The sequence below is a fragment of the Prevotella disiens genome (assembly GCF_900454955.1).
Taxonomy (GTDB): domain Bacteria; phylum Bacteroidota; class Bacteroidia; order Bacteroidales; family Bacteroidaceae; genus Prevotella; species Prevotella disiens.
The window spans coordinates 568,470-580,832 of the sequence record NZ_UGTL01000001.1; the positions used below are offsets into that span (position 1 = coordinate 568,470).

Below are 12,363 nucleotides of genomic sequence, written 5' to 3' on the forward strand. Positions count from 1 at the left end.
ATATGAAAATGAAGAAGAATATATTAACTCTTTGCATTGGTGTTTTATTCATTGGCACACTTTCTGGGTGTTTTGCTGGTAAGTCGGCATCATCATCGGGTAGAGGTGGCGAAGTAACTGGCGTCGGAGGTGGTAAATCTTTTAGAGAACCAACGCCTTACGGCATGACATTAGTCAAACGCGGTTGGCTGAAAATGGGTCTTGAAGACCAAGATAGCCTGTGGGGAAAGACAACTCCTGTGAAAGATATTTCGGTAGATGGCTTTTGGATGGACGAAACCGAAGTAACCAATTCAAAGTATAAGCAATTTGTAGAATGGGTGCGTGACTCTATTATTCGTACTCGTTTAGCTGACCCATCGTATGGTGGCGACGAAACATATATGATAACCGAAGATAAAAATGGCGACCCTGTTACACCGCATTTGGATTGGAACAAACGCTTACCACGCAAGCCTAACGAAGACGAACAACGCGCTTTTGAAAGTTTATACAAGACAAATCCTGTTACAGGTGAGAAGAGTATTGACGCAAAACAATTGAACTATCGTTACGAAATCTACGATTACACTACTGCTGCTTTGCGCCGTAATCGCTTGAATCCAGAGGAAAGAAATTTGAATACCGATATTAGTGTAGACCCTAACGAGGTAGTGATGATTTCAAAAGATACGGCTTATATCGATGACGAGGGAAATATTCATCAAGAAACTATCAATCGTCCACTCTCAGGACCATGGGATTTCTTGAATACTTACATCGTTAATGTTTATCCAGACACAACTTGTTGGGTGAACGATTTCCGTAATTCGGAAAACGAAACCTACTTGCGTAATTATTTTAGTAACGATACTTTCAACGATTACCCTGTTGTTGGTGTTACATGGGAGCAAGCAAATGCTTTCTGCGCATGGCGTACCGACTACCTTTTGAAAGGATTAGGCAAGGAAGCACGCTTTGTTCAACGCTATCGTTTGCCGACTGAAGCAGAGTGGGAATATGCTGCTCGTGGAAAAAATCAAGACGAATTTCCATGGAATAATGATGATGTGAAAAGTGGAAATGGTTGCTTCTATGCTAACTTTAAGCCTGACAAAGGTAATTATACCAAGGACGGAAACCTCATAACCAGCCGAACGGCTATATATGGAGCCAACTCAAATGGGCTTTACGATATGGCTGGAAATGTGGCAGAATGGACAAGTACGGTTTATACCGAAGCAGGTGTTCAGGCTATGAACGACCTTAACCCACAATTAGAATACAAAGCTGCCAAAGAAGACCCATATCGTTTGAAGAAAAAGAGTGTGCGTGGCGGTAGTTGGAAAGACCCTGAAAGCTACATACGCAGTGCATGGCGCACATGGGAATATCAAAATCAACCACGAAGCTATATCGGTTTTCGTTGCGTAAGGTCGTTAGCAAGTTCGTCAAGCGAGGCTGCTAAGCAAGCAAAGAAAAGTAGTAAAAAAAGTAAAAAGAATAGAAGATAATGACACAGTATAGCAAATTCAACATCGTTTATCGTCTGCAAAAGTGGATTGATACTGTTCCAGGACAAACTTTCCTTAACTATGGTTACAGTTGGGGTGCAGCAGTCGTAATTTTAGGTGCGCTTTTCAAATTAACCCACCTTCCTGGAGCCAACATTTGGTTGTATATTGGTATGGGAACCGAGGTTGTCGTGTTCTTTCTTTCTGCTTTCGACCGTCCGTTTGATAAAACTGACGATGGCAAAGAAATTCCTACACATTTGGAAGAGGAAGATGAGGACGAATATGCGCCTCAAAGTGCAGTTGTTGTAAATGGTATGCAGCGTAAAGCAGCCGTATCTGGTGCTACTTCTGTTGATGAAATAGCACGCCAAACCATGCCTTCAGCCGACCAAATAGCAGCTGCGGTTGTCAATCAGCAAAGCCAAGTTATCGCTAATGCAGAACAACAAACTCCTGAAATGGTAGAAGCACAAACAAATTATGTTGATGCTTTGAAACATTTAACAGAGATGTTGGGCAAGGTAAACGACCAAAGTCAAAGGCTTACTCGTGATAGTGAAGAGATGGAAAACCTTAATCGCACGCTCACAGGTATCACCAAGGTCTACGAAATGCAACTCAAAGGAGCAAGCCAACAGATTGGTACAATTGACCAAATCAATGAGCAGACACGCAAAATGGCACAACAAATTGAACAACTCAATAAGGTTTATGCTCGCATGATAGAGGCAATGACCGTCAATATGCGTGTAGCATCGCCAAGCGTAGCACAACAACCAACAGTAGAAGAATAAAAACGCAATATTTCTCTTGCTTGTTTCATTAGCGGCAAGACAACACAATAAGACAAAAATACATGGCAATCATAAAGAGAAAAGTATCCCCTCGCCAAAAGATGATTAACTTAATGTACGTCGTCCTCATGGCTATGCTCGCTTTGAACGTCTCTACCGAGGTGTTAAATGGCTTTTCTATTGTTGAGGAAAGTCTGAATCGTACAACGGGGAACTCTTCTATGGAAAATAAAGCTATCTTCGATGAGTTGGAATTGATGATGAAAAAGAATCCTCAAAAGGTGAAAGAGTGGTTTGCAATGGCGACTACGGTTCGCAATATGAGTGATTCGCTTTACAATTTTGCACAAGAATTGAAGGTGGAAATAGTGAAAGAGGCTGACGGAAAATACGGCGACCCACTAAATATCAAGAACAAAGACAATTTGGAAGCATCGGGTGTGGTGATGTTAGCACCTGGAACAGGTAGAGGACACGAGCTTTTCGATGCGGTGAACAGCTATCGTGAGCGCATTCTCAAGTTTGTAACCGACCCATTGCAAAAGAAAATCATAGCAAGCAACCTTTCTACGGAAGTTCCAAGCCACACTTTGAACAAGAATTGGGAAGAGTATATGTTTGAAGATATGCCTACTTCGGCTGCCGTAACGTTGCTTTCAAAACTCCAAAGCGATATTCGTTATGCGGAAGGCGAAGTGCTTCACACGCTCGTAGCCAATGTTGGATTGAAGGATATCCGTGTTAATAAGTTGCAAGCATTTGTCGTTCCAAGTCAAACTCGCCTCTATCCTGGCGAAACACTTACGGCACAGATGTTTATGGCAGCGGTAGATTCTACCCAACAACCACAAGTTTATGTGAATGGACAACTCATTAAAGGCAACAAAATCACGGTAAAAGCTGGTACTCCAGGTAAGCATACCATTAACGGATATATCTTGATAAAAGACCTTGCGGGCAATGTGCTTCGTCGAAACTTTACCCAAGATTATTGGGTTACGGGTGGTCCACAACCTCAACGCTATATTTCTCCTGACGGAATGCAACGCACCCCACCTTTTGAAGGCATGGCAACCATCGCAGCCGACTTAATGAATGTGCTTTACGCAGGGTTCGATAACCCTATAACCATTAGTATTCCGAATACTGCACAAGGTGATGTTCAAGCGTCAATGTCGGGTGGTTCGTTAGTTTCTCGTGGTGGTGGTAAGTTCGTAGCACGTCCATCATCGGTTGGAAACCCTGTTACTATTTCGGTTTCAGCTAAGGGTAGAAAGATAGGTGAATACAAATTCCGTGTTCGTAAGTTGCCAGACCCAGCACCATACATTGCAATGGGCAGTGATAGATTCAAGAGTGGTGCTTTGTCAAAGTCTGCTTTGATGGGCGCAAGTGGCATTCACGCTGCTATTGATGATGGTTTGCTTGATATTCCATTCACTGTTACAAGTTTCCGTACGGTGTTTTTCGATAATATGGGTAACGCCGTTCCGTTGGCAAGTAATGGAGCGCAGTTCTCAGCACAGCAGAAAGAGCAATTCCGCAGACTTAGTCGCAACAAGCGTTTCTATATAACGAATGTCGTTGTGCATGGTCCTGACGGTACAACTCGCACGCTCAATGGTCGTAATATGGAAGTAATTGTGCGATAAGATAGAAAAGATAGAAGATTAATTTGTCGTTCGGCAGCGTTGAAAAAGGCGCTGCGAGAACAAATATTTAAGATACAGAAAATGAAAAGAATATTCTTGATAGTGTGTGTTGCTGCAATTGCAATGAGTTCCTTTGCACAACCTGCCCGTAGAAGGACACAGCAACAACAAGCAAATCGGTCGAATGCCAACACCATTACCACGCGTGCGCAGATTTCTTTCCCGACTTCTACGCCGATGGACGAAGATGTGGTGTGGCGTCGCGACATCTATCGTGAGTTGAACCTTGTCGAAGATGCCAATGCAGGCTTGTATTATCCTACGGAACCTGTGGGGTCGCAGATGAATTTGTTCTGCTACATTTTCAAACTCATGATGATGGGACCTAAAAATGGTGGCATTGCAGCTTACGAATATCGTATGGACGGCAACGAAGTATTCAATGATTCGGCTCGCATCAAGCCTTTACAATTCTTAGACAATTATCATGTTTATTACGAACGTACCGACCGTGGCATTCGTCTTGATAATAGTGATATTCCTTCAGCCGAAGTGAAGGGCTATTATCTTAAAGAAAGTGCGTATTACGACCAAGGTACATCTACTTTCCACCGTAAAGTCATCGCTCTTTGCCCTATTATGTATCGTGCAGACGACTTTGGTGAGGGCGAAGTGAAGTATCCTTTGTTTTGGGTAAAATATGATGATATTGCGCCTTTCCTATCGAAACAAACTATCATGACGAGCAATTTGAACAATGCGGCTACCATGAGCGTTGACGATTACTTCACGATGAATCGATATGATGGTAAGATTTACAAGACTACCAATATGCTTGGACGCACGCTTTCGCAATATTGTCCAACCGATTCGGCGATGTCTCGTGAGCAAAAAAGAATTGAAAACGAACTTATTACGTTTGAAAAGAATATCTTTGGCGACAATGCTAAGCGTGATAATTTAGATAGTATAGCAGTGGCAAACAAAGATGTTAAGGTGGTAAAGAAACGTGGTCGCCGCAACAACCGCAGTCCTGAAACAAAGGTTACCAAGACACGCCGCTCACGCAATACAAGTAGCGACTCAAAGAGTGCTGCTCGTGTGTCAGTAAGACGCCAACGACACTAAGAATATGAACGATAAATCGAATTAAAAACAATCATAATGCAGTGCCTTTCAGCTTCTTTTAGGAGTTGTTGAGGCACTTTTTTAATTATTAGTGTATGAAAAAAAACTTTACTTTGGCACTCCTTTCTGTAGGCTTGCTTGTTTCTTCACCTGTCAATGCACAGAGTATTCAGTTTGGTGTTAAGGGTGGTTTGAACGTTACTGATATGAAAATTAATACAAAGGTCTTCGATAAGTCAAACCAAATTGGTGCTTTCGTTGGTCCTACTGTTAAATTCAGCCTCCCTATTGTAGGTTTAGGCATTGATGCTTCGGCACTTTACGACTTCCACCAAGCAAAGGTTGAATTTGCAGGCGAAGCGCAAACCGTTAAGCAACAACAGATAGCAATCCCTGTAAACCTCCGTTATGCAATAGGGTTAGGAAGTTCTGCCAATGTTTTCTTCTTTGCTGGTCCACAATGGGGTATCAATATTGGAGAAAAAGACTTTAAATGGACAAAGGGCAGTAGCTATTCGCTTGCAAAAAGCAACTTTAGCATGAATGTAGGTTTGGGTGTAACCCTCTTAAAGCACTTGCAACTCAATGCTAACTACAATGTTGCGTTGGGCAAAACAGCCGATGTGAACTTTTGGAAAGCCGTAGAAACGACAGGACAACAAATTATTGATAAGGAAAAGAGCCGCAATAACTCATGGCAAATTGGTTTAGCTTATTACTTCTAAGCCTTTAGTTTTTATCTTACAACGAGCCATTTGCCACGTGCAAGTGGCTCGTTTGCTTTTCTAAGGTTTAGGAAATGTTCTGTTATGGTTGTTCTTTGATGCCTCCAATATTGATGTTTTCGCATTGTACAAGGGTGTACAATGGATTATACAAGCGTGTATAAAGCAGAAAATCCTCTGTTGGCAAGGCGTTACTATAAGTACTGACGTTGGGACAGTGCTTTGGGAGTTGTTGTTGCCCCTCTATTGCAATTCGTTGGAAAGGGTTCGCTATGTGGTTAGTATTGTTTTGAAAACAAAAGTGCCTATTTTGAACGACAAAAGTGCCTATTTTGAATGGCAAAACAGGCACTTTTGATATTTGATAGTGTTGCTTACTGAATTAAAATTTGAAAGTTATAGCAGCAAAAGGCACAATACCATGACTTAATTTATAAGAGAAATTATAGTAAAGGTCTTGCTTTGAAGGGTTGCCCAATAGGTTATAAATGCCCATTTTGACAAATATCTTCGACTTTTTAAACTCCTTTCTGTACGAATAGCTTACGTCTAAGCGGTAGCGAGTGGGTTCTCTATCCTTTCGGAACGTTTCTTTTGTGTTATTGGTGTTGCCATAAAAGGAGTCATAAGCAATCTTTCCCGAATGAATATTTCCACCGATAGTGAATTGTGAACGCTTGCTAATATCATACGAAACTGCTGCATTGAACACATGTGGCAGGTCGTAAAGCGATGGTATTTTGCCTCGTTCTTTTAAATCGTCAAACCATTCTCTGCTCTTTGATAGCGTGTATGCCATTTGAAAAGTGAACTTTTGCCAATGGTTATAAAAGTAAATGCTCGCACCATAGCTTTCGCCTTCGCCCGTCATAATATATTTATCCCAACTGCTATTCTCAACATAGATGGCTGGGCGCAAGGCTAAAAGATGGTTGCGGCGTTTGTAATAAGCCGAAAATTCAATGATTCCTTGTTTCAAATAATGCTTCCAACCAATTTCATAATGGGTAGCTTTACTCGGTGCAAATCCTTCAATGCTTGGCATAATAAAGTCGAATGGTGCAGAAATATCTGCAATAATGACATGGTGGTGAAACTGTTCCATGCTTAAAAATGTAAGCGATAGTAAGTCGGAATTACCAATGGCAGCTTTCAAACTCATTCGCGGTTGCAGACTTGAGTAATGCTTATAATGGATAGGTTTGTAAAGAACATAGTGTAATCCCAATTGTGCATAAAGCCAATTGGTTAAGAAAATGCGATTGTCATAGAAGAATGAAAACTGTTTTACCTTTTCATTTCTGTTGCTTAATTCAGTTCCAAATGCAGCAAGGTCATATATTTCATAATTTGTTTTTGCTCCCCAACGCATGTTAAAGTAGCGATTGGGAATATAGGTGAACTCGGTATTGGCATATAGACCCTTTGTTCCTCGGTGTATTTCCTTTAGTTTTGAAAACAAAGACGACGCATCTTCAACATGGCTATGAGTAGAAATGTAAGCCAATGAAGTTGAATTTGTCATTTTCGCATTGATAATCGTGTTGTAATGGAGCGTGTAAAGTTGGCTATTCCATTTTAGTTGAGAAGCATTTTTGTCTCTTCCATACATGTTGTAATTATCTTTCGTATCAAAGATAGAGAGCTTTAATGTTGAACCAGAATTAATATCCCATGCCAATTTGGCATTGAAGTCATAAAAAGAATGTACTGTGCGGTTGTCTTTATCTACCCAATGGTCGAAAATATCAAGCCAACTGCACCGTCCTCCTGCAAGGTAAGAAAGTTTGTTTTTAACGATTGGACCTTCTGAAACCAATGATATTGAAGGAATATCTATCGAAGCTGTGTGTTCATATTTACTTTTATTTCCATCACGAAGTTTCACGTCCATTACTGAAGACAAGCGGCCTTCATATTGCGTTGGTATGAATCCGTTATAAAAAGAAACCGATTTTACGGCATCACCATTAAAGATTGGGAGCAACGTATTGAGATGGTTGGGATTTTGGAGCGGAAATCCTTCCAACAAAGTGAGGTTCTCATCGGGTGCGCCACCTGCCACATTGAGTCCTGTATTAGCAGCAGAGAGCGATACTCCTGGGAAGACTCTAATCTGAGAGAATATGTCGGAGTTGCTGAATGAAATCATATTTGAAGGTGCAACTTCGTTCATTTCTTCCTTACTTCTACGGCGTTGTATCTGGATAGTCTTGATTTGGTAGGGGGTAGGTTGTAGGTTAATGGAAAGTAAGCTATCTTTTTGCACATTTAAAGTGTCTTCATAAGGTAAATAACCCATGTGCGAAACGGTTACTTTGTTGGTTCCAAACATTACAGGTAACTTGAAAATTCCGTTTGCATCAGTGGCAATTCTATCTGTTTTCCCATTTTTATTGGTAACACAAATGGTTGCTCCAAGCAATTTTTCGCCAGTTTCTTGTTCATGTACGATACCTGTTAAATAGAAAGTGAGTGTCTTTTTTATTTCTATTTTTAAATGTTTATCGTCTGGTTCGGTGAGTTTGTACTCGTAATCTTTTAGTAAAATAGCAATGAGATTCTTCACTGTTATTTTGCCATACCGCTCGAATTTTACCGTCTTTTTGAGGTTAATATCTTCCGCAGGATAGATGAACAACACTTTTGTTTGGCGTTCTATAAGATGAAACCATTGTTCTATTGTTGCAGGTTGGTTGCTAATATTTAAAATGTAGTCTGTTATAGACTCTTTTATTTCAGGTTTTGGGCTAACTTTGTAGCCTGTAACCTGAATAACAATCTTTCTATTGGATAGCGGAATAAGCTTGAAGTTATATTCATGTAGCAGTATATCAAGCAATTGTGCTACCGTCATTTTGCCTGAAACAGGTAATTTGATGACTTGTTGCAAGTTTATTTGCGACGGGTTATAGGCTAATATAATCTTTGTTTGCCTTTCAATTCTGTCAAACCATGTATGCACAGTGGCAGAAGAAGCGTCAATTTTGACAACTTCTTCTGCCACTGTTTTTTGTCCATTTGCCACCATTGTGACAAACAGAAGCAGTATAGATAATACCAGTTTCGGCATTCTATTTCATTTTCGTTATTATTTATGCATGCGGAAATGAATTGGTGAAACCATATCGTATTTACAATTACAGAGTAATGCTAATTCTTCCACCGCCTCTTTTGGGTCGTCGATGTATAATTTTGTTGTGATGGAGTTATCTTTTAGTCCGTCGCCTATCTCTATGCGCACGTCCATTTCCTTTTCTATTTCCTTTATAGCTGTTTCCAGTGGTGTGTTTTCGAAGACAAAAACCTTTTTGTCATCAATAGCATGATTTAGTTTTTCCTCTATAAGTTTTCCGTTATTGTAAGTTACTCCTTCTCCTTTTGTGAGCGTAACTGATTGCTTTTCAGATGCTACAAGTACTCTTCCTGTTGCAACTCTTACTGTTTCAGCATCTTCTTTTGAGGCATTGACAGTAAATGATGTACCTAAAACCTTAATATTCAGATTGCCCGCATTGACAATAAATGTTTTGTTGTCGTGCTTAACATCAAAGAAAGCTTCACCTTTCAAATCTGCTATGCGTTGTCCGTCCTTCTCTTCAAAGTCCAACAAGGCATTGGGTGCTAATTTAATATGCGACCCATCAGGTAACGCAATGAGTGTTTCTTTCAGCGTATTGTTTGCAAAATGCAAAGAATTGTCAGTGAAAAATTTTTGATACGCAAAGGTTGCGATACCAACGAGTAGCAAAAGCGATGCTGCAACCGATAATATTTTCCGTAGTGGAACAACTTTTGCCCTTTCTTGGCGGTCTTGCAGTCTGCCTTCTACTTTCTTCCATGCAGCTTCTATGTCAATATTAAAATCGGCAGTTGCTGTTTTGGTTTGAGTCATAGTCTTTTTAAGTGCAATAAATTCATTGTTATTTGCACTTTTATAATTTTCTAATTCCATTAATTCAGCCTCTGTTAGCTCTTCGCCAACAAAGTATTTACCCAGTATTTCGTTTATGTTAATTAAGTTTCTCATACATTAGCAGCAATTAAAATTAATGTTAGCACCGCCATAATGGTAGGGTGTTGTGCCATATAAGTTCTGATAATCTTGATCGCTTTGCCCATGTGGCTCTCTACGGTCTTCTCAGAAATATTTAAATGTAAAGCAATTTCTTTGTATTTAAGTTTCTGCAATTTGCTCATTGTGAACACTTCTCTACATTTTGGTGGCATTTCTTGCAGTATGGTGTCTAACATTTGTGTGTAATCTTTGGAGGCTGTGGTTTCAGAATTATCGGCAGCAAGCTCTAATGTGCGGTCATCGGTCGATACTTTTTCGTATGTTCGTTGATTATTCAGGAATGATAAACAATTGTTGCGTACAGCAACTTTCATGTAAGGCAACAATTCTCCTTCGGGCAAACTGTCTTTTTGTTTATCCCAAACGCTTACGAAGAGTTCTTGAACAATATCTTCGCAATCGTCGATGTCGGCAATATAACCGTGTGCTATTTTGCAAAGCATGGGGTAATATCTTTCGAATCGTTCTTTAAATTGTTCTTTCCTGTTCTCGCTCATTGTATCTTTTTTAGGGTAAAACCTATTTTGTGCCTTCTTTTTTAAAGACCATACAAAGATAATGCAAAAACTTTAATTTCTTTTATTCTTCTTGTAAAAATCGCCGTTATGATGTTATTTACCTCATTGTGGCTTTTCTCGCATTTTATTAGTAAAACGATAATTTGGCAAAAACCCCTATTGGTTTTGTTGTTTTCTCTCTGCTATAATTAAAATTTTTCCAAATTGGTTGTAAAAGATACCTTCTTCTGTTCTTATCGAGGTGGAAAAATAAATATAAATTCTGTTCTTATTCGCGGAAAATTACACATTTAAAGAAATATTGTGCAGGTTATTTTGGTAGAAAAGAACAAAATATATAACTTTGCGGTCAATTTTACAAATATTTATATAATATCAGTTAAGAATGAGACGAAAATTATTTTCTATTATTATTGCTTTCTTTGCGCTAACTTCTGTAGTACGCGCAGGCGGTTTGCTTACTAATACAAATCAGAGCATTGCTTTTTTGCGCAATATTGCCCGTGGTGGTGCTATTGGCATTGATGGAGTTTATTCTAATCCAGCAGGTGTGGCTTTTCTTCCAAATGGATTTCATATATCGTTAGGTTTTCAAAATGTTTACCAAACGCGTGTTATAAAATCGGGAATGACGCTTCCACAGATGCAAGGAACTCCTTTTTATCAGCCTTTTAAACTTAATGGTGGCGATGAAAATGGTATTAAAGAATTTATAGGAGAGGCATCTGTTCCTATTATGCCAACCCTTCAAATAGCGAAAAACTATGATAAATGGGGTTTCCAATTGGGCTTTGGTATTGTTGGAGGCGGTGGTAAAGCCTCTTTTAACACAGGTTTGCCAAGTTTTGAACGTGCCATTGCTTTAATTCCGCTTGCACTTTCTGCTCAAAAAATGGGCTCACCCAAACCAAGTTATAGTGTGAATAGTTATGTCAGTGGACGCCAATACGACTTTGGATTGCAGTTGGGAACTACTTATAAAATCAATGAAAATTTGGCTGTTTATGGTGGTGCGCGCTTCAATTACATCTTTAATAAGTATGAAGGAAATATTCGTAACATTACCGCAAATATTGGAGGGAAAGACCAAAATCTATCTAATTTCTTCAGTGAAAAGGCTACTGCGATGAGCCAATTGGCTATTCAAAGCACTCAACAAGCTGAACAGACCACCGACCCAGCTACAAAAGCGAAGTTGGAAGCTGCTGCTCAAAAATATAAAGCAGGTGCTGCTCAACTTGACAAAGCCAAGGAAGATGTTGCTGATAAGTATCTTGACTGCACACAACGTGGTTGGGGTATCACACCAATTATAGGTATTGACTATAAAAAAGGACGTTGGAATCTTGCTGCGCACTATGAATTTACAACAAAATTCAACATTCAAAACGATACCAAGCACGATGATACAGGGAAGTTTGCCAATGGTGTGAACACCCCTAACGACCTACCTGGGTTGTTGGCAATCGGTGCGCAATACGAAGTTTTAGATAATTTGCGTCTTATGGCAGGTTACAATTATTACTTCGATAAGGACGCTCGCATGGACCATGATAAGCAACGCTTGTTAAAAAGCAACACTCGTGAATATTTGGCAGGTGTAGAATGGGACATTAAACCATCTGTTACCATTAGTGCAGGTGTGCAACGTACACAATATGGCTTAGGCGATGGCAGCTATTTGTCTGACCTTAGCTTTGTAACCAGCAGCTATAGCTTTGGCTTTGGTGCGAAAATTAAAGTTGCCAAGAATGCTCACTTGAACATTGCTTACTTTATTACCGATTATGAGAAGTTCGATAAGACCTACGAAACTTCTGTAACATCGGGTACTAATACGCTAAAGGTTGTCAATACCGACCAATTTACTCGTACCAACAAGGTATTTGGTGTTGGTTTGGATATCAGTTTATAATCCAATCGCCTGTAAAAACAACAAAAGAGTCGCCAGTTTCAAAAGCTGGTGGCTCTT

At 39.8% G+C, this 12,363-nt stretch carries 9 protein-coding genes; 6 read left to right on the plus strand and 3 right to left on the minus strand.

What is annotated here, in order from left to right:
* Window positions 1-2 precede the first annotated feature (2 nt).
* From porK to DYI03_RS02440, 5 genes are all read left to right on the plus strand, one after another.
* Window positions 3-1,493 carry a T9SS ring complex lipoprotein PorK/GldK gene (gene porK, locus DYI03_RS02420; protein ID WP_021668906.1) on the plus strand — a complete coding sequence of 497 codons (1,491 nt, stop codon included), beginning with the start codon at window positions 3-5 and terminating at the stop codon, window positions 1,491-1,493.
* Window positions 1,493-2,290 (plus strand): type IX secretion system motor protein PorL/GldL, encoded by a 798-nt coding sequence (gene porL, locus DYI03_RS02425; protein WP_004357893.1) that lies wholly within the window; start codon window positions 1,493-1,495, stop codon window positions 2,288-2,290. The genes porK and porL overlap by 1 nt, the downstream gene beginning before the upstream one ends.
* Before the next feature lie 62 nt (window positions 2,291-2,352).
* Entirely contained in the window at window positions 2,353-3,942 is a 1,590-nt protein-coding gene (porM, locus tag DYI03_RS02430; protein ID WP_021668905.1) for a type IX secretion system motor protein PorM/GldM, read from the plus strand.
* A gap of 81 nt (window positions 3,943-4,023) precedes the next feature.
* Window positions 4,024-5,070, plus strand: coding sequence for a type IX secretion system ring subunit PorN/GldN (gene porN, locus DYI03_RS02435; RefSeq protein WP_025064614.1), 1,047 nt, complete (start codon window positions 4,024-4,026; stop codon window positions 5,068-5,070).
* Between the two features lie 95 nt (window positions 5,071-5,165).
* Window positions 5,166-5,795 carry a porin family protein gene (locus DYI03_RS02440; RefSeq protein WP_021668903.1) on the plus strand — a complete coding sequence of 210 codons (630 nt, stop codon included), beginning with the start codon at window positions 5,166-5,168 and terminating at the stop codon, window positions 5,793-5,795.
* A gap of 382 nt (window positions 5,796-6,177) precedes the next feature.
* Here the strand turns inward: DYI03_RS02440 and DYI03_RS02450 are convergent, their stop codons facing one another.
* From DYI03_RS02450 to DYI03_RS02460, 3 genes are all read right to left on the minus strand, one after another.
* Window positions 6,178-8,802 carry a TonB-dependent receptor gene (locus tag DYI03_RS02450; RefSeq protein ID WP_242401825.1) on the minus strand — a complete coding sequence of 875 codons (2,625 nt, stop codon included), beginning with the start codon at window positions 8,800-8,802 and terminating at the stop codon, window positions 6,178-6,180.
* An 84-nt stretch (window positions 8,803-8,886) separates the two neighbouring features.
* Entirely contained in the window at window positions 8,887-9,825 is a 939-nt protein-coding gene (locus DYI03_RS02455) for a FecR family protein (protein WP_021668900.1), read from the minus strand.
* The gene (locus DYI03_RS02460) at window positions 9,822-10,370 is read right to left on the minus strand and encodes an RNA polymerase sigma-70 factor (protein ID WP_021668899.1); all 549 of its coding nucleotides are present in this window, start codon (window positions 10,368-10,370) and stop codon (window positions 9,822-9,824) included. The genes DYI03_RS02455 and DYI03_RS02460 overlap by 4 nt, the downstream gene beginning before the upstream one ends.
* A 406-nt stretch (window positions 10,371-10,776) precedes the next feature.
* Here DYI03_RS02460 and DYI03_RS02465 point away from each other — a divergent pair, with 406 nt between their 5' ends.
* On the plus strand, window positions 10,777-12,306 hold the full coding sequence (locus DYI03_RS02465; RefSeq protein WP_021668898.1) for a hypothetical protein: 1,530 nt from the start codon (window positions 10,777-10,779) through the stop codon (window positions 12,304-12,306).
* Window positions 12,307-12,363 lie beyond the last annotated feature (57 nt).

What these genes read in the sequence shown, in the direction of transcription:
- porK (WP_021668906.1), top strand. Translation starts at nt 3, where the DNA reads ATGAAAATGAAGAAGAATATATTAACTCTTTGCATTGGTGTTTTATTC.
- porM (WP_021668905.1), top strand. Translation starts at nt 2,353, where the DNA reads ATGGCAATCATAAAGAGAAAAGTATCCCCTCGCCAAAAGATGATTAAC.
- DYI03_RS02440 (WP_021668903.1), top strand. Translation starts at nt 5,166, where the DNA reads ATGAAAAAAAACTTTACTTTGGCACTCCTTTCTGTAGGCTTGCTTGTT.
- porN (WP_025064614.1), top strand. Translation starts at nt 4,024, where the DNA reads ATGAAAAGAATATTCTTGATAGTGTGTGTTGCTGCAATTGCAATGAGT.
- porL (WP_004357893.1), top strand. Translation starts at nt 1,493, where the DNA reads ATGACACAGTATAGCAAATTCAACATCGTTTATCGTCTGCAAAAGTGG.
- DYI03_RS02465 (WP_021668898.1), top strand. Translation starts at nt 10,777, where the DNA reads ATGAGACGAAAATTATTTTCTATTATTATTGCTTTCTTTGCGCTAACT.
- DYI03_RS02455 (WP_021668900.1), bottom strand. Translation starts at nt 9,825, where the DNA reads ATGAGAAACTTAATTAACATAAACGAAATACTGGGTAAATACTTTGTT.
- DYI03_RS02460 (WP_021668899.1), bottom strand. Translation starts at nt 10,370, where the DNA reads ATGAGCGAGAACAGGAAAGAACAATTTAAAGAACGATTCGAAAGATAT.